This is a genomic window from Rhizobium yanglingense, from assembly GCF_977109285.1.
This window is the reverse complement of record NZ_CDSAWY010000001.1, coordinates 70,197-97,172: the sequence shown is the minus strand read 5'-3', so window position 1 is coordinate 97,172 and position 26,976 is coordinate 70,197. Positions and strand designations below refer to the sequence as shown.

At 60.0% G+C, this 26,976-nt stretch carries 22 protein-coding genes; 13 read left to right on the top strand and 9 right to left on the bottom strand.

Going from position 1 to position 26,976, the window contains the following annotated elements:
• Positions 1-14: 14 nt before the first annotated feature.
• The 5 genes from ACW4PC_RS00450 (at position 15) to ACW4PC_RS00430 (ending at position 2,765) form a co-directional block, all read left to right on the top strand.
• Positions 15-1,295 carry a cell envelope integrity protein TolA gene (locus tag ACW4PC_RS00450; RefSeq protein ID WP_455872503.1) on the top strand — a complete coding sequence of 427 codons (1,281 nt, stop codon included), beginning with the start codon at positions 15-17 and terminating at the stop codon, positions 1,293-1,295.
• Positions 1,296-1,404: 109 nt separating this feature from the next.
• Positions 1,405-1,818 (top strand): DUF2325 domain-containing protein, encoded by a 414-nt coding sequence (locus ACW4PC_RS00445; RefSeq protein ID WP_039845630.1) that lies wholly within the window; start codon positions 1,405-1,407, stop codon positions 1,816-1,818.
• A complete protein-coding gene (locus tag ACW4PC_RS00440; RefSeq protein WP_194727730.1) occupies positions 1,815-2,081 on the top strand; it encodes a hypothetical protein in 267 nt (88 codons plus the stop codon). The genes ACW4PC_RS00445 and ACW4PC_RS00440 overlap by 4 nt, the downstream gene beginning before the upstream one ends.
• Positions 2,082-2,091: 10 nt before the next feature.
• The gene (locus ACW4PC_RS00435) at positions 2,092-2,406 is read left to right on the top strand and encodes an antibiotic biosynthesis monooxygenase family protein (RefSeq protein WP_455872502.1); all 315 of its coding nucleotides are present in this window, start codon (positions 2,092-2,094) and stop codon (positions 2,404-2,406) included.
• A complete protein-coding gene (locus ACW4PC_RS00430; RefSeq protein WP_455872501.1) occupies positions 2,403-2,765 on the top strand; it encodes a bleomycin resistance protein in 363 nt (120 codons plus the stop codon). The genes ACW4PC_RS00435 and ACW4PC_RS00430 overlap by 4 nt, the downstream gene beginning before the upstream one ends.
• Positions 2,766-2,767: 2 nt before the next feature.
• Here ACW4PC_RS00430 and ACW4PC_RS00425 read toward each other — a convergent pair whose 3' ends face one another.
• Entirely contained in the window at positions 2,768-3,139 is a 372-nt protein-coding gene (locus ACW4PC_RS00425) for a DUF423 domain-containing protein (RefSeq protein ID WP_455872500.1), read from the bottom strand.
• A gap of 8 nt (positions 3,140-3,147) precedes the next feature.
• Entirely contained in the window at positions 3,148-3,537 is a 390-nt protein-coding gene (locus ACW4PC_RS00420; protein ID WP_455872499.1) for a group II truncated hemoglobin, read from the bottom strand.
• 154 nt (positions 3,538-3,691) lie between these two features.
• On the opposite strand from ACW4PC_RS00420, the gene ACW4PC_RS00415 reads away from it, so the two are divergent.
• The 3 genes from ACW4PC_RS00415 (at position 3,692) to ACW4PC_RS00405 (ending at position 5,850) form a co-directional block, all read left to right on the top strand.
• Positions 3,692-4,255: a TetR/AcrR family transcriptional regulator gene (locus ACW4PC_RS00415; RefSeq protein WP_455872498.1), complete on the top strand. Its 564-nt coding sequence runs from the start codon at positions 3,692-3,694 to the stop codon at positions 4,253-4,255.
• A gap of 21 nt (positions 4,256-4,276) precedes the next feature.
• Positions 4,277-4,618, top strand: coding sequence for an SMR family transporter (locus ACW4PC_RS00410; RefSeq protein ID WP_455872497.1), 342 nt, complete (start codon positions 4,277-4,279; stop codon positions 4,616-4,618).
• A gap of 188 nt (positions 4,619-4,806) precedes the next feature.
• Positions 4,807-5,850 carry a Gfo/Idh/MocA family protein gene (locus ACW4PC_RS00405; protein ID WP_455872496.1) on the top strand — a complete coding sequence of 348 codons (1,044 nt, stop codon included), beginning with the start codon at positions 4,807-4,809 and terminating at the stop codon, positions 5,848-5,850.
• A 54-nt stretch (positions 5,851-5,904) separates the two neighbouring features.
• On the opposite strand, the gene ACW4PC_RS00400 is transcribed toward ACW4PC_RS00405, so the two are convergent.
• Positions 5,905-7,095 carry a glycosyltransferase gene (locus ACW4PC_RS00400; protein ID WP_455872495.1) on the bottom strand — a complete coding sequence of 397 codons (1,191 nt, stop codon included), beginning with the start codon at positions 7,093-7,095 and terminating at the stop codon, positions 5,905-5,907.
• Positions 7,096-7,397: 302 nt separating this feature from the next.
• Here ACW4PC_RS00400 and ACW4PC_RS00395 point away from each other — a divergent pair, with 302 nt between their 5' ends.
• The 4 genes from ACW4PC_RS00395 to ACW4PC_RS00380 all read left to right on the top strand — a co-directional run bounded on the left by ACW4PC_RS00395 (position 7,398) and on the right by ACW4PC_RS00380 (position 14,230).
• Positions 7,398-8,738: a polysaccharide biosynthesis/export family protein gene (locus ACW4PC_RS00395; protein ID WP_455872494.1), complete on the top strand. Its 1,341-nt coding sequence runs from the start codon at positions 7,398-7,400 to the stop codon at positions 8,736-8,738.
• Positions 8,739-8,770: 32 nt separating this feature from the next.
• The gene (locus ACW4PC_RS00390; protein WP_455872493.1) at positions 8,771-12,031 is read left to right on the top strand and encodes a nucleotide-binding protein; all 3,261 of its coding nucleotides are present in this window, start codon (positions 8,771-8,773) and stop codon (positions 12,029-12,031) included.
• 4 nt (positions 12,032-12,035) lie between these two features.
• Positions 12,036-13,337, top strand: a complete 1,302-nt coding sequence (locus ACW4PC_RS00385) for a glycosyltransferase family 4 protein (protein ID WP_455872492.1) — start codon at positions 12,036-12,038, stop codon at positions 13,335-13,337.
• A 209-nt stretch (positions 13,338-13,546) separates the two neighbouring features.
• Positions 13,547-14,230, top strand: a complete 684-nt coding sequence (locus ACW4PC_RS00380) for a sugar transferase (protein ID WP_455872491.1) — start codon at positions 13,547-13,549, stop codon at positions 14,228-14,230.
• Between the two features lie 451 nt (positions 14,231-14,681).
• On the opposite strand, the gene ACW4PC_RS00375 is transcribed toward ACW4PC_RS00380, so the two are convergent.
• Complete coding sequence (locus ACW4PC_RS00375) at positions 14,682-16,175, bottom strand: oligosaccharide flippase family protein (protein WP_455872490.1); 1,494 nt, start codon at positions 16,173-16,175, stop codon at positions 14,682-14,684.
• Between the two features lie 242 nt (positions 16,176-16,417).
• Here ACW4PC_RS00375 and ACW4PC_RS00370 point away from each other — a divergent pair, with 242 nt between their 5' ends.
• Positions 16,418-17,212 carry a 4'-phosphopantetheinyl transferase family protein gene (locus ACW4PC_RS00370; RefSeq protein ID WP_455872489.1) on the top strand — a complete coding sequence of 265 codons (795 nt, stop codon included), beginning with the start codon at positions 16,418-16,420 and terminating at the stop codon, positions 17,210-17,212.
• Here the strand turns inward: ACW4PC_RS00370 and ACW4PC_RS00365 are convergent.
• The 5 genes from ACW4PC_RS00365 to ACW4PC_RS00345 all read right to left on the bottom strand — a co-directional run bounded on the left by ACW4PC_RS00365 (position 17,136) and on the right by ACW4PC_RS00345 (position 26,949).
• Complete coding sequence (locus ACW4PC_RS00365; protein WP_455872582.1) at positions 17,136-17,498, bottom strand: glucosamine inositolphosphorylceramide transferase family protein; 363 nt, start codon at positions 17,496-17,498, stop codon at positions 17,136-17,138. The genes ACW4PC_RS00370 and ACW4PC_RS00365 overlap by 77 nt on opposite strands.
• A gap of 28 nt (positions 17,499-17,526) precedes the next feature.
• Positions 17,527-18,732 carry a glucosamine inositolphosphorylceramide transferase family protein gene (locus tag ACW4PC_RS00360; RefSeq protein WP_455872488.1) on the bottom strand — a complete coding sequence of 402 codons (1,206 nt, stop codon included), beginning with the start codon at positions 18,730-18,732 and terminating at the stop codon, positions 17,527-17,529.
• A gap of 210 nt (positions 18,733-18,942) precedes the next feature.
• Complete coding sequence (locus tag ACW4PC_RS00355; protein ID WP_455872487.1) at positions 18,943-26,262, bottom strand: amino acid adenylation domain-containing protein; 7,320 nt, start codon at positions 26,260-26,262, stop codon at positions 18,943-18,945.
• A complete protein-coding gene (locus ACW4PC_RS00350) occupies positions 26,234-26,383 on the bottom strand; it encodes a hypothetical protein (protein WP_455872486.1) in 150 nt (49 codons plus the stop codon). The genes ACW4PC_RS00355 and ACW4PC_RS00350 overlap by 29 nt, the downstream gene beginning before the upstream one ends.
• Complete coding sequence (locus ACW4PC_RS00345; RefSeq protein WP_455872581.1) at positions 26,380-26,949, bottom strand: phosphopantetheine-binding protein; 570 nt, start codon at positions 26,947-26,949, stop codon at positions 26,380-26,382. Before ACW4PC_RS00345 ends, ACW4PC_RS00350 begins: the two co-directional genes overlap by 4 nt.
• Positions 26,950-26,976 lie beyond the last annotated feature (27 nt).

Genomic DNA, 26,976 nt, shown 5'->3' with positions numbered 1-26,976 from the left:
CCGGGGCAGGGCACATGGCAGTTTCAGCGAAATCCAGGTCGCGACGCGATTTCATCGTGGAGCAGGATGCTGACGGTTTGAACGACAATATGCCGGGTATCCATCCCGGTCATGAAATGCCCGAGCTGCGCAATGCGCAGCGCCAGCCCGCCGCAGAAGCCGTGATCCACTATGCGCGCCTCTCGCTGATCGAATCTTTCCCGGAACATCCGCAGGCGCAAAAGATAGCCGCGGCAGACGCGCCGCCGATGGACCATGGTACCCTTGAAAAGCAGGCAAGCGAGGCGAAGCCGAGCAAGCGACGCGTCGCCGCTGCCTGCCTGACGTCCTTTGCCTTTCACGCCATTCTCTTCACAGCCCTGGCAATCGGCTTCGTCGTGACGCCACACGACCCGGAGGAGGAAGCGGGCGAGGCCGTGAGCGTCGTCATCCTTGGCGATTCCGAAGCCGACCAGGCCTCTACCGGCGATCCGGATCTGCAGGTCGAGCCGCAACCGGAAGAAGTTGTCGCCGAAACGCTGCAGCCGCAGGCTGTCCAGCCCATGGAAGTCCAGCCGACGGAGGTTCCACCGGAAACGGTGCAGCCGACCCAGGCGGAGGCCGTGCCGCCAATGCAGGAGGTTACGCGCGTCTCCCCCGAGACGGTGACGGCGGCAGAACCTGAGGTGCTGACTTCGAATGTTCCTGCTGAGACCTCGGTCGTGCAGCCGATGGCCACGGAGACACCGGAGGAATTGAAGCCTGTCGAGCCGGTCGAGACCGCCGAAGCGCTGCCGGAGCCGGTGCAGCCGCAAGAGGCACCGACGCCGACAGCCAAGCCGAAGGCTGAAAAGCCGAAGCCGGTGGAAAAGAATCAGCCGCCGAAGAAGATGGAAAAGAAGGTTGCCGGCTCCCAAGGCGAGAACAAGCAGGATTCCAGGCGAGGGGCCAGCGACGGAAGCGAGACGGCAAATTCCGACCAGAACTCGCGCAGTGCCGGGAGCTCCGGCGGGGCCGGAAGCGCAGCCGTTGCCAACTATCCCGGCAAGGTTCAGTCGCGCATTCGCCGCGCAGTCAAGGTGCCTACGGAATATAAACGGATGAGCGCTTCGATGAGTGTCCGCGTGCGCCTGACGATCGGCGGCGACGGTTCGCTGGTGTCTCTTTCCGTCGCGCGCAGCTCCGGAATTCCCGAGCTGGATCAGGCGGTTGTGGCCGGCGTGCGCCGTGCCTCGCCTTTCCCGCCGCTGCCTTCCGAGTGGGGCAAGCCGAGCTGGACCTTCACGCAGGACGTGCAGATCTCTGGCCGGCGATAAAATATGACAAAAAATGTCAACTTTATACTTTACTCTAAAAATCAAGTTTAATAAGGTCCGTTCGCACACGTTAGAATCGTGTGACGATCAACGAGCGAACGGGTGATAAATGGCTCGGAAGGCGAAGAAGGGATCTAACCGGGAAATCCGCGTCAGCGCGGATGTGGCAGCGCAGACGGCGCAGCAATCTTCCGGCGGATCGAAACTGGATGGCCGCAGTTTCCTCTATGTCGGCGGCCGCGATTGCCAGGTGGCGCATCTTCGCCAGATCGCGAGCAGCTTCGGTGCCGAACTGATCCATCATGACGGCGGGCTGCGCGAGGCGGTCTCGCGGATCGATACGGTTCTTCCCTCCGTCGACTGCGTGTTCTGCCCGATCGACTGTATCAGCCACGATGCCTGCCTGCGGGTGAAGACCGGTTGCAAGAAGTTCGGCAAGGCCTTCATTCCGCTGCGCAATGGCAGCAAATCGAGCCTCGAGCGTGCGCTGCAGACAATGAACGAACGAGACAATTCCCGATGAAAGACCAGCGCCCTGACGGGTTCATGATGATCGGCCTGCATAAGCTCGCCGCGCAGAATGGCGACGGCCTCGTGCCCGAGCTCTACGATCTCTTGGTGAAAAATGCCGAGCGCCAGCAGCTTTATCCGAACGTGACGGAGTTTCCCGTCTGGGAAGCGCGCATGCCGGGAGAAAAGACCGATGCAGCGCTTGGCCGCGAGGCGGCAAACGGCAATAATGTCGTTGCCTTCCCGCAGGCCCGCGCGGACGGCACGAAGGTGTGAGGAGCTCCCGATGTATATTGCGATGAACCGCTTCAAGGTCGCAACCGGCGCCGAGGCGGATTTCGAGAATGTCTGGCGCAACCGCGACTCCAGTCTGGCGCAGGTGCCCGGCTTCGTCGAGTTCCGCCTGCTGCGCGGCAAGACGGATGCGGAGGAGGGCTATACGCTATTTTCGTCGCACACGGTCTGGCAGAGCGAAGAGGATTTCCAGAACTGGACGAAATCCGAGAACTTCCGCGCGGCGCACCGCAATGCGGGTGACCATAAGGTCATGTACAAGGGGCCGCCGGTATTCGAAGGTTTCAACGTCGTGGACGGCATATGAGCGATCCGGACCGTATCGAAGTTCTGCCGGTCCTGCCGTCGCTCGATATTGCCGCGACGCTTGCCTTTTATCGTGAAGAACTCGGCTTTGCGCAGATCGTGCACCAAGCGCCCGACTATCTGATCGTCAGGCGCGATGAGATGGAGCTGCATTTCTGGCGCACGGACGATGCCAGCCTGCCGGAGAAGACGTCGATCTACCTGCGTGGCGGGGGCATTGGGGCCCTCCATGCGGAATATCGCGCGAAGGGCGTCAGGCATGTGACGGATATGCAAGTGCGGCCCTGGAACATGGAGGAATTCTACATCCATGATCCGCACGGCAACCTGCTGCGCTTCGGTCGGGTGCCGCAGCGCTAAGCTTATCGTTTGGTGCGCATCAAACCGCCGGCGGCGATCGCCAGCCAGCCGAGCATCATCGCCCAGCCGCCAGTCGGCGCCGCAAAGGGGAATAGCCCGATCCCCGCAAGGCGCAGCATCACGAGATCGCCGGCAAAGAGCAGTGTGCCGACGATGATCAGAAAACCGGCCAGCCGGGCGGTTCTGATCTCCTTAATCCCAATTGCGAGACCTAATAAGGCAGGGGCGTGTGCCAGGCACATCGCGGAGGCGGAGGCTGCGAGCGCGGCTTCACCACCACCGTGGGCCGCGAGGGCGGCAAGTGCCACGCCTGCCGCGCCGAAGAGACCGGCAAAAACGAAGAAAAGCGGTGCGGCACGCGCGTTCGAGATCATGGCTGATCTTACTCCCTGTTCTGCATATGAAACGCCAGCCGTTCGATCGGCGGCCAGATGATCTCACGCAGCTTCTCGTTGACGATCGTCTCGTCCATTGCGCGGCGGAAGCAGAGCAGCCACTCGTCACGCTCGACCGGGCCGATCGCGGCGACGAAATGGCGACTGCGCAGCCGCGGATGGCCGCGTTTGTCAGTATAGAGCGGTGGCCCGCCGAGGTAGCCGGTCAGATATTCGTAGAATTTCTCCTCGCTACCTTTGAGACTCGGCGGATGGACCGCGCGGACACGCCTTGCCTCCGGCAGCGTGTCCATTAGCTCGTAAAAACGCTGCGTCAGCGCCCGCACCGTGAGGCCGCCGCCGATCGCCTGATAGAGCGTGATAACCTCTTCCATCAAATTCCGTCCCCTGAAATGCACTCCTAATGCACTGCTGCTGCGCTATTCGCAACCGGTTGCGATGCGCCGCGGCATTTCGCCCAGGATGATTGAGGCAGAGCGTGGCTGGCAGATTATGATTGACAAAACCGTCCAGACGGTATTTTTATGTAACATGTCAACTGCTCATCATCGCAAGAAACAACCTGTTCTCGTGCGCCGGCAATTGCTGGATGTCGCCGCACGCCTTGCGACGGAGCAGGGCATGGCGTCGGTGACGCTCGATGCCGTCTCCGGGGCATCCGGCATCAGCAAGGGCGGTTTGCTGCACCATTTCCCGACCAAGAACGCGCTGCTGGATGCGTTGTTCGACAGTCTGCTCGAGCGCTTCGATCAGGAACTCGATGAACTGATGCGCGCCGATCCGGCGCCGCAAGGGCGCTTCACGCGCGCCTATCTTTTCGTTTGCGCCGACATCAGCAAAAGGACGGATGACTCCCGCCACTGGACGCAGGTGACGATTGCAATGCTCGCCGAGCCGCGACTGCGCCAGCGTTGGCGGGAATGGGTGCGGGAGCGGGCGGAAGAATATGTCGGCACCGACTCGTCGATCGACGCTCAGATCGTGCGCTTTGCTGCGGACGGTCTCTGGCTTGCCGACGCGACGGAAAGCAACTTGATCGGTACTGCCGAACGCAGCGCGCTGGTTGCCCGGCTTACCGAACTCACGAAGCGCTAATTATTTCCGAAGGACAGAACCATGAGCCCGGCTGCCGTCTACGCGCTGCTTTTCGTCGCAATCATCCTGGAAGTGATCGGCACGACCGCGCTGCAGCTCTCCCAGCAGCTCACGCGTTTCTGGCCGAGCGTACTTCTCGTCGTCTGTTACACGGCTGCCTTCTACGTCCTGTCGCTCACTTTGAAGGTGATCCCGGTCGGCATTGCCTATGCGATCTGGAGCGCTTTGGGAATAGTGCTGATTTCGGTGGTCGGGTTTGTCTATTTTAAGCAGCGCCTCGATCTTCCCGCCGTGATCGGGCTCGGGTTGATCATTACCGGCGTTCTGGTCGTAAACCTCTTTTCGAAATCCATTTCTCATTGATTTCTCTCGATTTTCTCCGTTAATTGCCTCGCTTTGCAAGGGCAGCGCCAAGAGGTCTGTGTGCCGGCTGCGTTGACGAGCATCGCGGATGCCCCAAATGAGCCGGTAAGGAAGGCACTGGAGCCGATTAAAGAGCGCGGCCCGAAACCGCCCGGACTTCCAAGCCGCTCACTGCTGAGGGAGCATCCATGCGACTACTCGTTCTTGGTACGGGCGTGATGGCGAAGAACCAGTTGCGCCATTTCGCGCACATGGATGGTGTCGAGGTCGTCGGCGCGGTCGATACCGATCCCGATCGCCTGAAGCTCTTCGCCGATGAATTCGGCATCGAAAAACGTTTCCTGACATTGGACGACGCCATAGCCTGGGGTGATTTCGACGCTGCGACGAACGTCACGCCGGACCGCATTCATCACCCGACGACCATGGCGCTGATTGCTGCCGGCAAGCATGTGCTCTGCGAGAAGCCGCTGGCGGAAAACTATCCGAAGGCTCTGGAGATGACGGAAGCGGCTGAAACGGCAGGCGTCGTCAACATGGTGAACCTCACCTACCGCAACGTCGCGCCGCTGCAGCGCGCCCGCGAGATGGTACTCGCCGGCGAGCTCGGCACCATCAAGCATGTGGAAGCATCCTATCTGCAGAGCTGGCTCGTGTCGCGCGCCTGGGGCGACTGGCGCACGGAATCGACTTGGCTCTGGCGTCTTTCGACCGGCCACGGGTCGACCGGTGTGCTCGGCGATGTCGGCATCCACATCCTCGATTTTGCCGCTTATGGTGCAGCGACCGATATCGATCACGTCTTTGCCCGGTTGAAGACCTTCAACAAGGTACCGGGCGGCCAGATCGGCGAATATCTTCTGGATGCGAACGACAGCTTCACGATGTCGCTCGATTTCGCAAACGGCGCGCTCGGCGTGGTGCATGCCAGCCGCTGGGCGACGGGCCACTTGAACGAGCTGAAGCTTCGCATCTACGGCGAGAGGGGAAGTCTTGAGGTCAACCATCGCCCTTCAGGCTCGGATTTGCGCGGCTGCCTCGGCGAGAATGTCGAGAGTGCCACCTGGAGGGAGATCGAGGCCGCTCCGGTTTCGACCAACTACCAGCGCTTTGCCGAAGCGGTGATGAGCGGCCTGCAGCCTGACCCCAACTTCCGCCACGCAGCCAACCTGCAGAAGGTGATCGATCTTGCGATGATCACCGAGCGCGAACGGCGCGAACTGAAGGTGTGATTTCGGCGTGAAGCACGAAAAAGCGCTGCGCGCCCTGCCAGCGCGGACGCTCCGTCAGTGGACGATATCCGTTCCAGGCGGGGGGACGGGGAAAACGCTGTCCAGAGGAAACCGGCGGGTCTCAGCATGGGAGGTCGCAGCAAGCGCGCTCGTTCTTCTCGCCCGAAGTTCCTCCTGGATGATCGAGTCCATGCCGAACCTGAAATTCCTGGTGCTGAACCGCGCTGCGTGCGTGCGAATGGTTTCGGGATCGAAATCCTCGGCGTGTTCTTCGAACGACCGCACTGCGTCGACGATGGCTTCAACGTTCTGCTCATAGAAGAGGAGGCCTGTTTCTCCCGGCACGACCGTTTCAAGCGCTCCGCCACTGCCGAAAGCGATGACCGGCCGGCCGCTCGCCATGGCTTCCACTGGGACAAGGCCGAAATCCTCCTCTCCGGGGAAGATTAGGGCGCGGCATCGGGCCAGTTTTTCCTTGAGAACGGGAAAGGGCACCCGCCCCAGGAATTTCACGGTCGGCCCCGCGATCGACTTCAACATGGCAAGCTCTTTGCCTTCGCCGATGACGACGAGGTTGCGTCCCATCTTGGAAAAGGCCCTCACGGCGAGATCGACCCGCTTGTAGGAGACGAGCTGCCCGGCGCAAAGATAAAAGTCCTCGATGGTATCGGACGGCGCATAGTCCTCGACTGCTACCGGCGGATAGACGACCGTGGCGGAGCGTCCGTAATACTTGCCGATGCGCGCTTTTACATGGTGCGAATTCGCGACGAAACGGTCGACGCGCATGCTGGTGCTGACATCCCAGGACCGCAGAAGCGGAGCGATCACCGGAAGCATTATTCTGGAAGCGAGGCCGGCATGCGAACGATAGACGTGATAGTGGTCCCAGATATAGCGCATCGGCGAATGGCAGTAGCAGACATGTGTCGAATGCGGGGGAGCAATGATGCCTTTGGCGGGGCCGGATTCGCTTGAGATGATCAGGTCGTATCCGCTGAGGTCGAGGCTTTCGAGCGCGAAGGGCATCAGCGGAAGTAGCGACTGATAATGCCTGATGGCACCCGGCAGGCGCTGCAGAAATGACGTCTTGACGACATGTCCCCTTATTTTTTCGGAGACACGGCTTTCATCGTAAACGAGGGTGAAGATGTCGGCGTCTGGGAACATGTCGCAGAGGGCCTCCACGACCTTCTCGCCGCCGCGCATCGAAACCAGCCAGTAATGAACAATCGCGACACGCATGATGTCTCCCTCGCCAACCAGTCGGACCATCATCGTTGAAGCGGGGGACATTCCACAGAGCCTAGATTGGCCTGCAACGGCCCTAATACGGTGTAGAGCGACGGCCGAAAGACCTATGTGGAGCGGGCACTTGGCCAGAGATACCGCAACTGGGGGAAGCGGCCGGTGGTTTTCTACTCCGTCTTCCTCAGATTGGACTAAAGAAGGCTGCGTCACGGTGGATTTACTCGAATTGCATTAGGCGCATCATCGGAATTCGGCGGTTTGCCCGCTGCAGAATCACGAGGAGAACAAGTCGCGCCATGCCCATTGCTGCCGTACGCAATTCAAGAACCGCATTGCCCGGCGCCCGTCGTGTCCTCCGCTTCATCATGGCGGCAGGGCTCATTGGCACCGCGTTCACCGGACAAGCCGTCCATGCAGCAGACGACAGCTACCGCATCAGAGCGCAGACGAGGATGAAGGTCTCGGTCGTGGAATGGGTGACTTCAACGGGCGAGTACAAGGAATGGACCGCTCTCAACGGCGAATTTGCCGTGTCTCAGCGCGGCGATATCTCGATGCCGATGGTCGGCGAGATTGCCGTTCTCGGCAAGACGACGGAAGAAACGGCGCTCCTGATCGGTGAGAGGATCAAGAAACTGACGGGGCTTGCCACCGCTCCCATCGCCTCGGTTGAGATCGCCAAATATCCGATGGTCTATGTCACGGGTGCCGTCGAACGGCCGAACGAGTTCGAATTCCGGCCAGGACTGACCGTCAAGCAGGCGCTTGCCCTGGCTGGCGGACGGGAACGCCGTAACGACCGCTCCGGCGAATATGCCGACGCCGAGCAGATTCGTTACGCCGGGGAATTCAGCCGCCTCGAGCTTCAGGCAAAACAGCTCATGGCCCGCCGCGCCAGGCTGATCGCCGAGCTGAACGACAAGCCTTCGGTGGATTTTCCTCCGGAACTGACCGGCGCCCCTGAAGGTTCGGTCGTGAGCCAGATACTGAAAAGCGAAAGCGCTCTCTTCACGGCAAGAGCCGACGCCTTGCGGCACCAGCTGGAATCGGCAGCAGATCTCATGAAGCTCTTGCGAAGCGAGATCACTGTGCTCGACGAGAAGATGGTGGCGCAGGAAAGGCAAGTGCAGATCGCCCAGGATGAGCTTGTCGACATCGCAAAACTCGTTGACACCAAGATCCTGACCACCTCCCGCAAGACATCCCTCGAACGCATCGTCGCCGATATGCAGAGCGACAAGCTCGATCTGGTCGTCGCGTCCATGCAGGCCAAGCAGAAGCTGAACGAAACCGAACGCGAAGCACTCAACCTGAAGGGCCAGCGCAAGACAGAGGTGGGGCAGGAACTGCAGGTAACAGAAGCGGAGCTGGAAGACGTGCGGTTAAAGCGCTCCACGACCATTCAACTGCTGCAGGCCGCAGGCGCATCCGTTGCACGCTATGAAAGCCTCCAGGCCGTCGACGTGCAACCGCTTGAATATTGGCTGACCCGCGGCGGTGACTCGGGCACTTCTGCACCGGTTCCGGATAGCGCTGAGCTTGAGCCGGGGGATGTTCTGGACGTTCGCTACAATGTCTCCAAGAACCTGGACGGCTCGATGCTTTCGTCCGCCAATCCTCCGCCGCGGGTGCAGTAAATCACATGAATTCGAGGATCGGGCAAAACAATATGGTTGTTCACGACATCGGCAAGCTTATCCCCGGCGATCAGTTCGGCAAGAAGCAATCAGCTGACACGGAAAACATATCGTTCGGCGACATATGGCGCTTTCTGCGGCGCCACACCTTAACACTTGCCTTCTTCACGGCGGTAGGCGCTGCCGCGGGCGGTGCTTATGTCGCCACCCAGCCGCCGCTCTTCTTCGCGGCTGCCCGCCTCGTCATGGATCCCGAGCAGGGCCGGATCGCATCCCAGGATGCTTTCACTGGAACGATCATCATCGAGGCGGCTGAAATCGCCAGTCAGGTGGAGATCATCCAGTCGGAGCCGATCGCCAAAGCAGTCATCAACAAACTTAATCTCTCCGAGGATCCGGAAATCCAGGACAATGCGTCGTGGCGGTCGATCGTCAAGGACTGGCTGCAGTCGATGATCGGCGAAGCGGCTGCACCCGCCGCACCCGGCCAGGAGGCGTCGGACGAGGAGATACGCATGCGCAGGACGATGGCGTCGTTCCTGTCGCGGGTCTCGGTCGTCCGGGTAGGGCAATCCTATATCCTCGAAATCGGCTACAAATCTACCGATCCGCAAAAGGCGGCTCGCGTCGCGAACGCGCTTGCGCAAGCTTATATGGATTCGGGCGTCTCCGCGCGCGCCGCAGCAGCGCAAAGCGGGGCGAACTGGCTGGAAACCCGGTTGATCGACGTGGAGAAGCAAGCCCGGCAGGCGGCATTGGATGCAGAAGAATTCCGGGCCATGAACGGCATCATGGACCTCGGCACCACATCGTCCCTGGACCAGCAGCAACTGTCCGAAATCAGCAGCCAAGCCATGTCCGCAAGCGCCGAGACAGCTGCCGCGTCCGCCAAGCTCGATACCCTCAATCGGCTGATGGCGGGGGAAGCGGTTGGCGGCAGCGTTCAGGAGACGATCGACAACCCCCGCATACAGAAACTCCAGGAGGACGTCAGCCTTGCTACGTCGAGGCTGAACAATCTGATAAGCCGCTACGATCCCGGCAATCCCGCGATCGCGACCGCCAAAGAGGAAGTTGCACGGCTAACCGGCGATATCAGGAACGAACTGGTCCGCATCCAGGAAGTATACAAAACGAACCTGCAGGTCGCGCAAACTCGCGAACGCCTCCTCAATGACCAGATGGCGGCGCTGACTGCTACCGGCACGGACAAAAACCTGGCGCGTGTGAAACTCACCGAAATGGAAAGCCGTGCGACGACCTATCGCCGCATCTATGAAGGAATTCTCCAACAACTGACCGGCACGTTGCAGAAGCAGTCTTTCCCGCTCGGAGATGCCCGTATCGTGACGGCCGCGTCCGCGCCGCTGACGAAGAGCTCGCCGAAACCCTCCATCATCCTGCCCTTCACCACGCTGATGGGCCTGGCCGGTGGTCTCCTGCTCGCGGTGCTTTTTGATGGAAGGGGCAAGGGGATTCACTTGAACTCCAGGCTGCGGCAGGAACTCGGTATAACGTCGCTCGGAAGCCTGCCTCTTCAGGGCGCAACGGCAGTTTTGCCCGCCGGGGCGAAGGCGGCAAACCTGCAGGCCGCGATGTCGCTGCGGGGTGTGCTCGATGCGCCCTATTCCGATTTCACCGAAGCCTTGCGAGGCGTGAAAAACTCCATTGGTTCGGCATTCCGCCCCAATTCGCCAATGGTTATCGGCATCACGTCGGTCGGCAGCGGCGAGGGAAAGACGACGGTTGCGGCGAACCTCGCGCAGCTCTACCAGAATGAAGGCACGCCGGTCGTCCTCGTCGATGCCGATTTCCAAAAAGGCTTCCTGAGCAAAGTGGTCGGTGCCGCCGGGGAGGACTTCGGGCTCGGCTTGCTGCGGATGGATCATGTCGGCACGCATGAGCCGCAAGCTGCCGAACATGTCGTGGCGGGTCACGATGAGCACGGCCGCAGGAGCAGGAGAAACAAGGACGATGAGCATGCTGAAGCCTCCGCGCTGGTTCCCGTGCTGACCGTCGAGGAGACAAGGCGGTCTGCCGCATGCCACCAGATATTCGGTCATCTTGCCGCGCTCAAGACGGAAATTGAGCTGCTCCGCCAGAACTACGGCGTCGTCATCGTCGATCTTGCGGCATTCGAGGGCTCGGCGGATACCCGGCATATCTTCAACTATCTGGATGGCGTCGCCATTGTCGTCGGCAAGCCGAAGAAAATGACCATCGAGCGGCTGTCGGCCGCGCTTGCGAGCTTCGGCACGTCGCGGGTGAACCTGCTCGGGATCATCGCCAATCGCAGCGGCAGCACGAAGCGTTCACCGGGAAAGCCTGCTTCGTCGCGGCCGAACGAACCTGCCGTAAAGCCGGCCGCTCCCCATCTGGCCCTCAATGACAAGCCGCGCGGGCGCCCGCTCAAGGTGGCTGTCGGCATCGCGAGTTCGGGCAGGCGCGAAATCCTTTCTGCCGTGCTTCCCCATATATCGCACCAGACGCGTCAGCCCGAGGAGGTCGTCATCTGCGTGCCCTCGCTTGAGGATGTCGAGCGAACGAGCCTTTCCTCGCTCGCATGCCCGGTCAGGGTACTGGTTTCAGAGCGCGGACTTTGCCTTCAGCGCAATACAATTCTTGACAGCATCGTCGATGCGGATGTGGTGCTCTTCCTCGACGACGATTTCCTGATGACGCCCACTTATATCGAGGACACTGAGCTGCTGTTTCGCAGCCGGCGCGATATCGTCATGTCGACGGGCACGGTCATCGCCGACGGGATTACCGGGGCGGGGATCTCGGTCTGCGACGGCCTGAAACTCGTGCAGAAGGTTCGCCGCCCGCAGAAACGGGAGAAATCCTTCAAGCCGATCTATAACGCCTATGGCTGCAACATGGCTGTCCGTGTTTCGGCGATCGTGGCTTCAGGCGTCCGGTTCGACGAGAATCTGCCGTTTTACGGCTGGCTTGAAGATGTCGACTTCAGCCGCATGATGGCGCGATATGGCGAAGTCATTTGCGCCGACCATCTGCAGGGCGTGCATCTCGGCACGAAGGCCGGTCGAACGACCGGCATCAAGTTCGGATATTCGCAGATCGCCAATCCCATCTATCTCGTGCGCAAGAACACCCTGAGTTCGGGACGGGCGGCTGCGCAAATGGGCCGGAACCTGGCCGCCAATCTTGTCAAAGCCTGGCGCCCCGAACCCTGGGTCGACCGGAAAGGGCGTCTGAAGGGCAATGCGATCGCAATTTTCCATCTTCTGATGGGCAGGCTTGCCCCGCAGAATATCAGGACGATGGGGTAGGATCGTGATTCAGCGCCATCCCGATCGTGTTGTCGTCATCAATGACCGTTCGACAAAGGTCGGGGGAGCCTCCAACCTTGCCATTCTGTCGGCGAATTTGCTCAAACGCGCCGGCATTCCCGTAACCTATCTGGCGGGCGACGCGGCCGGAAGCGAGCTGCCGGCGGACGACACCATCAATCTCGGCGGCGCACCGCTGACCGCCCAGGGGCGGATCGCAGCCTCGATCAACGGGCTTTACAACAGGCAGGCGCTCGAGGCCGTGCGCGAGGTCATCGATAGTGCCGACACGGCCTCGACCATCTATCACGTTCATGGCTGGTCGAAGATCCTTTCGCCTTCCATCTTCCAGGCCTTGTGGTCCGTCCGCCAGCGCGTGGTTCTGCATGCGCACGATTATTTCCTGTGCTGCCCAAACGGCGGCTTTGCGAACTACCGGAAAAACACCGTCTGCACGCTTACGCCGATGTCGGTGCCGTGCATGATGACGCAATGCGACAAACGCGGCTATCACGAGAAGATCTGGCGTTCTGCACGCCACTTGCTGCGTGAGCGGCTCTATCCGACGGACGAGCTCCCGGCCAATATCGTCATCGTGCATCAGCGGATGCGTGAATATTTCGAGCGCGCCGGCATCTGCACCGATCATATCGAGACCATTCGCAATCCGGTGGAGCCGTTTCTGCGCAGAGGGGCTGAACCCTGGACGATGCGGGATTTCTTCTTCGTGGGAAGGCTCGAGCCGGAAAAAGGGTTCGAGGATGCCGCGCGGGCGGCGCGGCTTGCCAATGTGAGGCTCCAGATCGTTGGCGATGGCGCAGGACGGTCGATATTGGAACGCGACTATCCTGAAGTCGTCATCCACGGCTGGAAAGCGAAAGGGGAGATGCACGAACTCCTGCGCAATGCGCGCGCCATCGTCGTGTCGTCGCGCGTGCCGGAACCATTCGCGCTTGCAGCCGTCGAAGCGATCGGAAGCGGAATTCCCGTCATTGTGCCGGACGCCGCCTTGTTGGGAAACGAGCTTGAGGAATTCGGTTGTGCGCTGACATTCAGGACGGGGAATATCGGATCGCTGGCGACGGCGATGCGACGGCTCGCAGCCGATGATGCGCTGGTACGCTCCATGAGCTTGAACGGCCTCAGCAAGGCGCCTGGGCTTGCCCATTCGCCGGAAACCTGGGGCGAAGCACTGATCGCTCTCTACGGCCGGATCTTGGCGCGAACGAGCTTGGCTGGCGTTGCCGGCCGGCTACCTGAACGATCCGGCAATCGACCCGCCGCCTACCGCCACCCGTTCATTTAATTGAACGGCATCAAGCAGATACCCTTATTGAAAGCGGTTGTGTCCTCTCGTGTATCGACAGTTTTAAGAGGTGAACCAATCAATGGTCCGGCCATCGGTATTCGGGGCCTACTTCTATCTGACTAAGGCTTAGCCGTTCTGGTCAATTGTCTATTCTGGCCGACACTGCCAACCTTAACTGTGGGTTGAGATACAAACGGGGTTTCAAAATGCTATCGTTCTTTGATGGCGTTGCTCAGGACGGGCAATCGGCTCGGCTACGACGGCCGACGTCGAGAGATTATCGCCTGAAGCGTGCCGGGGACATCCTGATTTCCGGATCGGCGCTGGTTTTCTTTCTGCCTTTTTTTGCGCTTATCGCGGTGGCCCTGCTGCTGGTTGATGGGCGGCCGCTCATATTCCGACACGAGCGTGTCGGCCGCTACGGCCGTTCATTCCCATGCCTGAAATTCCGCTCGATGCGGAAGGACGCCGATGCGCGGCTGGCCAGCATTCTCGCCACCGATCCCGTGCGGCGCGCCGAATGGAATGAAACCCAGAAGCTGGTCAACGACCCGCGCGTCCATTGGCTTGGAAAATATCTCCGGATGACGAGTCTCGACGAGCTGCCGCAGCTCTGGAACGTCTTTTGCGGCGATATGAGCCTTGTCGGGCCGCGGCCGATCGTGGCCGATGAAATGGAGCGTTACGGCCGTCGGATCCATTACTATCTCGCCATGACGCCGGGCCTTACCGGTCTATGGCAGGTGCACCGGAACAAGGACACGACCTATGATGAACGGGTGCAGTTCGACGTGGACTATTATCACAGCTGCTCGATGTCGGCTGACTTGAAGATTATCTGGAAAACGATCGGCATCGTTCTTTTCGCGCGCAACGAATCTACCAGATGAATAAGGCCATCACGGCGCCCCATATCACCAGGCAAAAGAGAATAGCCGCCCACCGCAGAACGAATTTTGCGGTGGGATAACGCGTGTGTTCGAAAGGGACTTTTGAATGCATCCGTCCGGCCTCCTGCCGACGTTTCAACACCAAGACCCCTTGGTTTCGAAACTGGTTGGGCTTAGACGCCTTGCTTCGCGCAACTTCAAACTGAACTGCCCGCAAAACGTTCGTCGCTTCGACGAAGACAACAGCAAGCATGAATGTCAATCGACATGCCAATTATGCGTCCGGTTGGTGCCCCTTTTATGGCGATTCTCCTGTATCTCGCAAGTCTACTTGGCTTTCCGATCGGTTTTATAGCCTGAAACATAAGGGCAGCAGAGGCTATATTTTGACAGCGGCTTGCGCCTTCGATCAGGCAAACCGATAGATTATGAACAGGCCGAACTGCATCCATTAAATGGCCGGCCTGAACCTCTTTCTCAGATATTGCATGACGAAGTCGTATTCATGCAGTCCTTCGGACGAAGGCATGCGGGCCATGAAAAACATGCTGCCAAGATAGACAAGCGCTGCAGCGGCAGCCGTTGCAATCGATAGCCACAACTGCCGCAGAGGATGGTCAGCGGAGTCGCCGAGATAGATTCCCGGCACCAGGCAGAGCGCCATCAGCAAGATCGGAGCGAAATATTTGACCCCTTCCTTGGCTTGCCGGGCAAGGCTCAGGCCGATCGATGCACGGACGATGGCAAGCGAAGTGGTGAGGCTTATCGCGGCGGCGATCGCCTGTCCGGCCAGTATGCCATACAGCCCGTAAGCATATCCGAGCGCGCAGATCAGCATCAATTTGGTGCAAAGCTCGATGACGTTCTTGACGACGATCAGATGCATCTTGTCGGCCAGGAAGCAAATGGAATTCACGAGTGCCGTGGGAAGGCTGATGATGGCGATCAGCGGCAGGCATGTGAGGATGAAGGCGGCACCATGCCAGGAGGGCCCAAGCAATATCGTGACGACCACATCCGCGAGGATCGACAGAAGCACGAGCGCCGGCGCGACCAGGAAGACGATCGTGCTTGTGGCGCGCAGATAGGCTTCACCGAGCTTTTCATGCGACGGAATCTGCGAGAATGCGACGAGAAACGGCCTGAAGAGCGGTTGGACCACCGACTGATAGGGAACGGCAGTAATGTCGCTTGCAACGGAATAGCGGCCGAAGGAAACCAGGTCCATAAAGCGTGGCAGGAGGAGTTTTTCGAGCTGCCAGTTCACCGATTGGAGGATTTGCGACAGCATGTACCATCCGACAATGGGCGCAAACATTGACCAGTCCTTGAGTGACAGAACTGGCCGCTGTGGCGCGTAGATATAGGAGACGATTATCATCAGCATCGGGCCGACAACCGTGCCAACCGCGATCGCCCAGTAGCTTCCGGTATACAGGGCCATGGCTACGGCAGCGCACAAGGAGGCTAGCTTGCCCGCAGCCTCCAGGATGAAGTCCGGGCGAAAATCGAAGCGCTGTGTAAAAAGTATCAGCTTCGGGCTCTTAAGTCCGCGCATGACAGGCGCCAGCGAAAGCACGCAGATCAGGGTGGTCAGCCGCGGCTCGTCATAGAACAATGCGAGCGGATAGGCGAGCGCACACAGCAGCATGCCAACGATCAGACCCCTTGTCAGACCGATCGTCAGAGCTGTGTCGAACATATCCTTGGTTGGCGACGGGTCTCTGATGAGTGCGGCGGCAACCGGCATCTCGAAAATCGCCTCGGCTATGAGAACCGAGGACATCGCCATAGCCACCAGTCCAAAATCCGATGGGCCGAGCAGCCGGGCGAGACACAGGAGCGTTACGAAATCCAGTGCCTTCGAAGCCAACTTGCTGCCGACCGTCCAGGTGCCGGCTTTTGCCGTCCGGCTGGATAGCGACGATGGCTCACGCGAACTCATTAAATACTACTCCATCGGTGCCGGCACTTTGAAGATTACCAAAATACGGCGAAGGCCGGAGCATGGCCAAGGTGCCTATAAGCGTAACTCTCTACCGACTTTGGATAGCTTGCCTGTCGGGCCGCAGACCAGACAAACTGGTGCTCCGTGCAGGTGACGCCTGCTGCCATTCTGAGCTTGGCTGGCAGACAAACGGCGGTCCTGATCGCTCTCTATGAACTGTCGGCAGGGGGGTGGGGGTAATGCGTGACGGCTTGAGCGCTGATGTCATCGATATCTGGATATGGAACCTGGAGGAGGCGAGCCCTTCGCAGGCACCGTATCTCGCAACGCCATTGACGGCCCGCGAGCTCGATGCGGCAGCGCGCTTTGTTCACGAGCGTGATCGCCGCAGGTTTATTGCAGGCCGGTCGGGGCTGCGCCGAATTGTCGGCAGCTACCTCGGGATTGAGCCCAACCGCCTCAACCTGAGCTACAATGCCTATGGCAAGCCGCGCATCGCAGCGTCGAACGGCAGGATGTTGCATTTCAACCTCAGCCATTGCGGCGCAATGGCGGCCTTTGCGGTATCAAGCTGCTACCAGGTCGGGATAGACATAGAAGAGGTTCGGCCTCTGAAGGAAGACAATGTCAGCCGTTTCCTGTCGCCGAAGGAGGAAATGACCCTCGCTGCACTTCCGGCCGCAGAGTATCGTCGGGCCTTTTATTCCGTCTGGACACGCAAAGAAGCCTTCGTCAAGGCGATCGGCGTCGGTCTCTCGTTTCCTCTGGATGCATTCGACGTCACCGTTGGCGATGGTCTTCCGCCGCGCCTTGAGCGCCTGGATGCAGACGGAAATACGCCGGGGGATTGGAGTCTGTTCGACCTCGAAATGCCAACTCCATTTGTCGGGACGCTTGCGGCGCTGACCGGCGGAAGGCATGTCCGCCTGAACTATCGAGACGAAAACGCCCTGTTCTTCATGTCAAGCGCGCATCCAGAACGTAACGATTGGCCACCTCATCAAAATGATGGCAGCCAAGCAGGCCTTTCTTGAAGTCCGGCGTAATCGTTCGTATGCACCGCTCGCTGTAGCTGTCGAGGCTCAGCTCGTCGATTTCCATGATGTTCAGTCCATATCCGTAGATGCCATAGGCATTGCGCTGCGACGGCCTATAGAGGCGGCCGCCGCGTTCGAACATGCGTCCGGCATTTCGCGCGAGCGTGCTGTCTATGACGACCGGATTATGCCGATGCGGCGTCACGCGCTCGAGCTTTGGACCGTCGACCTCGAAAACATAGAGTTCGCTGCAGTGATCTTCATAGTCATGGAAATCCGACAGATTGGTGAAAAGCCACCATTTTCCTCCACTAACTCATCAGCACGCTGTCGGCGGCCGACCTGCCTTCGAGCGCCGTCGAGTACAATTCCCATTTCAGCGGAAATTCGACGCAGCGCCAGATCTGGATCTGGCGCGATTGGTGCCGCTCGGGCATCATGAAAATATCCTCGCCATCCCTGAAGACAAAAGGATAGGAAAGGTGGTGCTCGCAACGCAAGGCTATCCCGAGGTGTTCGAGCTTGTCTCCGCGGAAGCGCCCGACGGCAATGTGGGCATTCTTCTGGCCATCCGCATAGGCTTCGCAGAAGAGGTAACATTCGTTCTCGTGTTCGAAAAGGAACGGATCCGCCTTGATCTCGTTCATCGTTGGCGGAATTTCAACGGATTGGTGTGGGTCGAAATCCTCGATGTGACCCCCGCCGGTATAAAGAGCCCAAACGGACGAACCGGAATGAAGCTTCTTTCTCAGCATTTTGATGCAACGTGCGGCGAGGTCGCCAGCAAGCGTAGCAACGTAGCGGCCAAGGTCTGAAGTGGACGGCGGGGGGATTGCCGGGATGGGCCGGCGGGCGATCACATGCAGTTGCCGTGTTTCGGCAAGGCGTCTCAATTCGCGCATAAGCAAGGTCACGCCACGCTCCTTTATGGAGGCGGCAACGCGCGCAGCACTTGTCTTGGTATTGAAGAGGGACGACGCGATGACGTCAACGCTTCCACCCGGTCCTGCGGATTTATAAAGCAAGAGCTCGACCGATGCCGCCTTCGAAATAGTGCCACGATAGGCGAACCAGTCGACATTGTCCGAGACCTGATCGCTGCAACTCAACGCCCATTCTCCGAACGGCAAGGCATCACTTACGCCTGATGGCAGGCCCGAGGGCGTCATACGAATGACGATGTCCACTTCCAGGTCCTGCATGAGGCGTCGAAGGATGTCCTGGCTCTCCGCCATTTCTAAATCGCGCGATCCCATGTCGTCGAACCGCTGGGTCTCCGGCGAAAAGGATTTCGGCAGATAAGGGGTCTCATGGGTAAGGAACCTGCGTTCCAGGCGGGCCTCGAGTGCGAAGAGCTTCGGCACCCGAACCTTAGGTGCCGCCTGATGCACGATGATGCTTGCAAGGTCAAAAAGAGGCTCGGAAGCAAGCCGGTCAAGCACCATCAATTGCCATGCTTCGAGCCGATCCCTCGACTTTGCCAGGACCGCAACTTTCAAAGGTCTGTGTGCTGCCATTCCCATCCACGCGTGCTCCCAAAATTGACGAACGTCTGACGGATTGCGCTCAGTGAGCTATTCCGCCTGATGACACGTCCGAGGAGACTCCAAGGCGCGCAGATATGAGATTTGCCAGGGCCTTGCCGGAATCTACCAGCGAGTCCTCATGCCATCCTTCCAGGTCGAGCACTGGCGTGTCCTCGGCGACGGCGTTGCTCCAGCCGAACCTCAACTTTCGTGCCCGGTTATTGTGCGCCTGACTGCGCACCAGGACAATTGATGAATTTCTCTGATCGCCGGGTCATTGTGTTGCGCGGCTGCGGAATTCATGAACGCAGTGACCATCGCATTGGCGCGATCCGATTCCAAAGGTTCGGCACTTTTCACGTGAAGAAGCTGCATCAGCTTCCATGAGATGTTGAAGTGCCTGAAGTAATCCTGGGCGGTAATGTCCCCTCTCACGAGCTTGCTGGTGAAGTGCAAGACCCGCTTCGCGCGCCTCTCCGTCTGCCACCACATTAGGCGGCTCTTGGTCAGCGATGATACGAACGTGGGGCACCAGCTATCGATGGCAGCGGTACAGCGTACGTCTATGCCGATTTCGCGCAACTGCCGGCTGATCTCCATGACCAAAATGCCGTTCACACACAGACCGACCAGGGCCAAACGACGGGTTCCCGCCGGAATTTTCATCGCTTCGATCGCTTGTCTGGCTATATCTTCCACCGACATATCCGCCGGTGCGCTCGTCAAATCAGCGCTGAACATGTTCAGGTTATGAACGGAAATGCTGTCGTCGATCTCGGTGGCGAGCGCGTAATACAGGAATGGATGATTGAACGTATAGACAACAGCATCGCTGCTGCCTGTCTTGCATGTCACCAATTCCCAAAGGGACGAATCCGTGTCAACGCCGTCGAGTGTCTTGGCGATTTTTGCCGTGAAATCCTGGAATGTCCGAAATTTGGAAATCATTTCGGGATTTGGAACGATCTTGTAGGCCGCCTCTACTTCTTGCAGGAGTTTTGCTGCGAGAACGGAGTTGCCGCCGACGGCAAAGAAATCGTCATCAGGCCGCAGTTGATCAACGTTCAAGACGCTGCACCATATTGAGGACAGGCGTTTGGACAGCTTCTCTCGCCGCCGGATCTGCTGTTCGGCAAACCTGGCCAATTGCGCGATAGACGGGTAGCGCAAGAGGTGCTTGGCTTCCAGCGGGAGATTGGCGTCCAGCATGCGCGCTGCCATGCGGAAAATCGTGAGGGAGTCGGCTCCAAGCGCATAGAGATTGTCGTCCACGCCGATATCCTGGCTGCCGAGTATGTCCTGCCAAATAGCCGCAAGTTGCACTTCCATCGGAGTGCGCGGTTTGGTCTTTTTAACCTCGGTGCTGTGGGCAGGAATTCCACGCTGCTGCAACGTCTTGCGATCAAGCTTGCCATTGCCTGTCTGCGGCAATTCGCTGACGGTCACCCAGTAGGTCGGCACCATGTAGCGGGGCAGCTTCGCCGTGACAAAGTCCGAGAGCTCGGTTGCGCTCGGCTCGGCGCCTGCTTCCGGTACGATGTATCCAACGAGCAATTTGCCGTCACTCTTTTTCTCCGCAGCGACGACCGCGCATTGGCGCACGCCGGGAGCCTTCGAAACGACGGCTTCGATATCGCCGAGTTCGATACGGAAGCCGCGGAGCTTGATCTGCTGGTCTCGGCGTCCGAGCAGTTGCAGCGAACCGTTCGCAAGGCGGCGTCCGACATCGCCGGTCCGATAGAGCCGCGTTGGCTGGTTCGGGCCGAAGGAGATCGGAACGAAGGCCTTCTCGGTCAGATCCAGCCGGTCGAAGTAGCCGTTCGCCAGGCCGTCGCCGCCAATGCACAGCTCGCCGGTGACGCCGATGGGCGCGATGTCGTTGTTGCGGTCGACGATGTAAAGCTGGGTATTGGCAATCGGATGGCCGATGGTGATCGGTGCCTCCGCGTCGGTAATGCGCGCGACGGACGACCAGACCGTCGTCTCCGTCGGGCCGTACATGTTCCAGAGCTCGCCGCCGATTTTCAGCAGGGATTTGGCCAGTTCTTTCGGCATAGGCTCTCCGCCGCACAGCATCTTGAGGTGCGGTTTGTCCTCTAGGCCGGCCTCGACAAGCATCTGCCAGAGCGTTGGGGTCGCCTGAAGCACGGTCGCACCGCTCTTTTCCACGAGATCGACAATGGCGAAGCCATCCTGCACCTGCTGCCGGTCGGCAATCACCATCTTCCCACCGGTAACGAGCGGCAGGTAGAGCTCGAGCCCGGCGATGTCGAACGAGATCGTCGTCACCGCAAGGATCGTATCCCGATCGGTGAAACCGGGCTCCTTCGCCATGGAGAGGAGGAAGTTCGTCAGCGCCCGATGGGACACTTCGACGCCCTTGGGTGCCCCGGTCGAGCCGGAGGTAAAGATGACATATGCAGGGGCAGCGGAATTGGGCGGCAGAGCGTCAAGCGCAGTGCTGGTCATTCGGCCTATCGCCTTTGCTTCCTCGTCGATGCGAATAACGGGAATGTCTGCGGGGGCGAGCGACGCCATGGCATCGCTGTCGCATATCAGGCCGCCGACGCGCGCGACGTCGAGGGTCTGGCAAAGGCGCTCTTCAGGATGGGAAAGATCCATGGGCACGTAGGTGTGCCCGGCCTTCATGATCGCCAGCAGCGCCACGACCATCTCTAGCGACCGGTCGACGAGCAGTGCGATGCGCTGGCCGGGCTCGGGAATCGCCTCTTGAATATACCGGGCAAACTGATTGGAGCGGGCTTCCAGCCTGCCGTAAGTGATGGAGTGGCCGCCATGTTCGGCTGCAACCGCATCGGGCTGCTTCGACGCCTTGCGGGCGAAGAGGGAGACCACGTCCTCATCGCGCGGATAGTTTGCCGCCGTGTCGTTCAAGCCGGCGATCAGCCAGCCGCGTTCGTCGTCGCTCAATAACGGCAGCCTCGAGATCTCGACGTCGATGTTCCTGGACAGGGCTTCGGCGAGCGTTGCGAAATGCTGGATCCAGCGCTCGATTGTCGATCGGTCGAAGACCTCCGCATTGTATTCGACATCGATGCGGACGGCGTTTTCTTCTTCGAACGCGCAGAAGAACATGTCGAAGTTGGAAAAGCCCTTCACGTTGTTGGCCATGTTTGCCGTCAGGTTCCCGAAGGGCTGATCTGCTGCGGTGTGGTCCAGATTGAACTGGATTTCTGTCAATGGCAGGCGGCGCGAATCCCGCTTTACGCCGAGTTTGCGCACGAGCGTGCCATAGGTGCAGGACTGATGCTCCACCGCCTGCAGAACAAGCCGCTGCGTTGCCCTCAGATGCTCGCCGAAGGATGTCTGTGATGCGACGTTCTGGCGGATTGGCAGGAGATTGACGCAATGGCCGAAAAGGATCGCTTCTCCGATCAGGTTCTGACCGGCTGCAGGAACCGCAATCACGATGTCCTCCTGCCTGGAAAGCCGGGAGACGACGACCTGCAGCATTGCCAGCAAGGTTGAAAACAGCGTTGCGCCGGACTGCGCTCCAGCTTTTTTCAGCGCCTTGTAGACATCGCCCTCGATGTAGCCCGTGCAGGTGCCACTGGCGAAGTTGCGATGTTCGCGCCGCGTCCGGTCCAACGGCAGTTCCGGCAGTTCCGGAATCTCCTTGCACTGATCGAGCCAGAACTGCTCGTCCTTCTCGGATTTTTCGGGTGTGGGCGCAAGCTTCGTCGCATAGGTGGCAAAGGAGAGCGCCGGCTCGAATTGCGGCGTCTCGCCGTTGCGGAAAGCCGCATAGGCTATCGCTAGCTCGTCGAGAAGCACGCTGATCGACCAGCCGTCGCAGATGATGTGGTGTCCGCTGAAGACGAAGACATGCTTGTCGACTGCCAGACGCGCGATGAAGGCGCGGGCAAGCGGGCCGTCGACGAGGTCGAAGGGCGTCCTTGCATCCTCGTCGAGCATCTCCCGAAGCTGCGCTTCGCCGTCGGGCCGGCCGGCCAAATCCACCAGCGGCGCCTTCAGCGCGAAATCGTCTGCGAAACGGAAGTAATCGCCAGCGCGACTGAAGCGGATTCGAAGCGCATCATGGCGATCCGTCACAAGGCTCAGTGCCTTTGAAAAGGCAGCTTTGTCGAACTCGCCGTCCAGCATCAGCGAAATGGACAGGTTAAAGGAGCAGGACGCTTCATCGCCGGTCTGGGCTGCCAGCCAGATTTCCGTCTGAGCTTCCGTGAGCGGGACGGAACCCAGCCTTTCTGCGGGCGTGACCGGCGCATCTACCGTTTCGGGCGGGGCAGCAGCAGCTGGAGCCGGAGCAATTGACAGTACCGCCTGCGCCAGGCTTACGGCTCCGGCGCCTTCTGCCACCGCCACCGGTGGAGAGGTCGCCGACGATTGCATCAACTGGAGCTGCTGGGCGAAGAGTGATTGGAGCAGTTGAATCTGCGATTGAATGAGGGCCTGCACTTCGCCCATCGATGCGGACGGCGAAGGGGTAGGCGCAAGAGGCATCTGCGACGCGGCAGAAACCGCCGCTGGTGCAAGAAGATGCGCCGCAGGAGGCGATGCTGCCGGCGCTTTCTCCGGCATTTTCTCATCGAGATGTTTCGCCAGGTTGGCGATCGACGGAATGTTGCTCAGAAGATCGCGGAACGAAATCTTGACCCGGTAGTCCTTCTCGATCCTCTGCGCGAATTGCCCGATGAAGAGGGAATCGAAGCCCAGCTCGATAAATGTCGCGGCGACGTCGGCCGGCCTCAATGCATTGCCCGACATCTCGGCGAGAGTGGCCAGCAATTCGCACTCAAGCGCAGGGATACGATCGGCGGAAGAGGGGGCGCTCGTTGGAGCGACGCTGACAGTTGCCGGCACTTGGATCGCAGCGGAAGGTTCGACCACGATTTGCAGCTCTGAGCGAGGCAGCGCGTAAGAGCCTGCATTGCGGCGCGCCGATGGAGGCGCATCGATCCAGTGACGCTGGCGCTGGAACGGGTAGACCGGCAGATCAAGGTGTGCCGTTGCGCCGTTGGGCAGTTCTGGCCATTCGAGGACGCAGCCAGCCATCCACAATCTGCCTTGGGCGCCGGCGAAGACATCGGCAGCTTCGGGCGCGCGATCGTGTTCGGGCAGCGACTGGATCACGGTATTCAGATTGTCCCGTGCAACGGTCTGCGAAGCAAATACGGAGAGCGTCCGCCCTGGACCAACCTCCAGGAGTATGGGTTTCTTCCCGTCGCAAAGCTTTGCGAGGCCAGCGGCGAAATGAACGGCGTCGCGGCAGTGCCTTGCCCAGTAATCCGGCGAAGTGCCCTGTTGCGCCGTCTGCCAGTCTCCGGTCACGCAAGAGATATAGGGAAGCGTTGCGGTTCCGTAGGTTACCTTGGCTGTCTCCTCGTAAAGTGCGGCTGCCGCCTCGTCCATCATCGGCGAATGGAAGGCATGCGACGTGTGCAGGCGGCTGAAGGCAATGCCGCCAGCTTCGAGCGCTGAACAAACCTCGTCGATCTCCGAAAACGGGCCGGAGATAACCGACAGCTTCGGAGCATTGACGGCGGCGATCTCGACATCGCCTTTCAGGTAAGCGGAGACGGTTTGCGCGTCGGCCCGAACCGAAACCATCGCGCCTTGCGGCTGGCTTTGCATGAGACGCCCGCGGCTTGCGACAAGCCGGAGTCCGTCTTCGAAAGAAATCACGTTGGCAAGCGTTGCCGCTACGAACTCGCCGACGCTATGGCCGATCATCGCGTAGGGCCTGAGGCCTCGGCTCATCCACAGCCGTGCCAGCGCATATTCGACGAGATAGAGGCAGGGCTGCGCGATGCGAGTGTTGCGCTGTTCGTCAGCCATCGACTCCGGCACCGGTCCGCAATGGCAGATGAAAATCCGAAGATCAAGGCCGAGCATAGGTTTCAAGAGTTCGGCGCCCCTGTCGATCCAGCGTGCGAATTCCGGTTCGCTGTCATAGAGTCCAGCACCCATGCCGACATATTGCGCGCCTTGTCCCGGAAACATGAACGCGACCGGAGGGGCGTCCGAGGCGATGCAATCCGCAGTGCGTTCCGCACCGAGCTTTTCCCGCGCCTCTTCGACGGTTCGGGCCGATATCGCAAAGCGATGGCTGAACTCACATCTGCCGTTCTGCAGCGTTGCGGCGACGTCTGCGAGCGAAATCTCCGGGCGCTCGCTCAGGTGAGCGCTGAGATTGGCGCGCATAGCCGACAAGGCTGCCTGATTGCGTGCCGACAGCGGCAGGATGTACGGCTTGGTGACGTCTGAGCATGCCTGGCGGTCTTCGCCAATCGCTTCTTCGAGAATGACGTGGACGTTCGTGCCGCCGACGCCGAAGGCGCTTACGCCTGCGCGGCGCGGATGTCCCTGTGCCGGCCAGTCCGTCATTTCGGTGGGAATATAAAAGGGGCTCTCCTCGATATTGAGCCGAGGATTGGGGCGGCTGTAGTTGGGCATCGGCGGAATCTTGCCGCGATGAAGCATCAGCGCTGTCTTGATGAGACCGGATACGCCTGCAGCACAGTCCATATGCCCGACATTGCCCTTCACTGAACCGAGCGCACAGCTCTCCCGCGCGTCCGCAATGTCGAGATAGGCCTCCTTCAGGCCGCCGAACTCGATAGGATCGCCCAGGGGCGTCGCTGTCCCGTGGCATTCGACGTATCCGATCGATGCGGCTGGCACTCCTGCATTTGCCAGGGCGGCGGAGATCGCCTCGGCCTGTCCGCGGACGCTCGGTGCGGTGAAACCGACTTTGTCGGAGCCATCATTGTTGATGCCGTAGCCGCGGATGACTGCGAAGATGCGATCGCGGTCCCTTCGCGCGTCTTCCAGCCTCTTCAGGAGTACGACGCCTGCGCCGCTTGCAAAGACGGTTCCATCCGCGTTCGCATCGAACGGCCGGCAGGTGCCGTCGGCCGAAGCCATGCCGCCTTCCTGGTAGATATATCCCCGTTTTTGCGGCAGCGTGATGGACACGCCGCCAGCGAGCGCCATGTCGCAAGCATAGGTCTGTAGGTTCTGGCAGGCCTGCGACACGGCAAGCAGCGAGGTCGAGCAGGCCGATTGCAGCGTGAAGGCGGGGCCACGCAGATCGAACTTGTAGGCAATACGAGTTGCGAGCGCGTCGTTGAGCGCTCCTACCAGCTGCTGAAAACAGCCGATCTGATAATTGGAGACAAATTCCTCCGCCTTGGCACGATCGCCAAGGACGTTGTTGATCAGATAGGTCGGCATCGACGAGCCGGCAAAGACGCCGATCATGCCCGCATAGCGATGCGGATCGTAGCCGCCGTTTTCGAGCGCTTCCCAGCAGATTTCCAGGAAGACGCGATGCTGCGGATCGGTGAGTGCTGCCTCACGTGCAAACATGCCGAAGAATTCGGCGTCGAACATGTCCACGTCCGGAAGATGCGGGCGGGCAGCGACATAATTTGCGGCGGCGCGTTCTTCGTCGGTGAAGCAATCTTCGATTTCGTCCGGCGCGAATATCGAAAAGGCATTCCGGCCGTCACGGACGAGCTCCCAAAGCGCTTCCACGGCAGGGTGCGCCCGGGAAGCGCCCGGACATGCCGACGATCGCGATGCCGCCCGGACCCTGATCGTCCTCGATATCAATTCGATCGAGATCGGCGTGGGCGGTTTCGTGAATTCCCGTCATGAAGCGCTCCTTCGGAACTGGGACATGGTTTTCCTCTGAAGTGCCGCCCGCTGGGCAGCGGCGATGGATCGCGCGGTGTTCTGGGATTTCCCCTCGATATGGCGGGCAAGCTCGCGGATGGTCGAATGCTTGAACAGTGCGACGACATCCACGGCGTGCCCGAGCCTTGCTTCCAGGCCCGCATGCACCTGCAGAAGCTGGAGAGAGGTGCCACCGAGATCGAAGAAGTTTCTGTCGAGATCGATCCCTTCGGCACCCAACGCCTCGCTCCAGAGCTGCGTCAGTAGCGTTTCCGCTTGCGTGCTTGCCACGGCTTCCGCATCGGGCCGAGCGGCCCCGACCGGCGGTGGGCGGAGGCTCGCGCGGTCGACCTTGCCGGCCGGGGTGAGCGGGAATGCATCGACCACGACGGTCGCACTCGGAATCATGTAGATCGGAGGTGTGGTGCGCAGCCTCGACATGACCTCTTGTGCGAAAGCCGGATCGCTAAGCGCAATTTCCGCGCGCGGGCGCAGATAGGCGACGATACGTTTCAGGGAGGGACCCTGGAGGTGGCAGAGAACGATGGCGTCGGAAAGTGCCGGGTCGTTCCT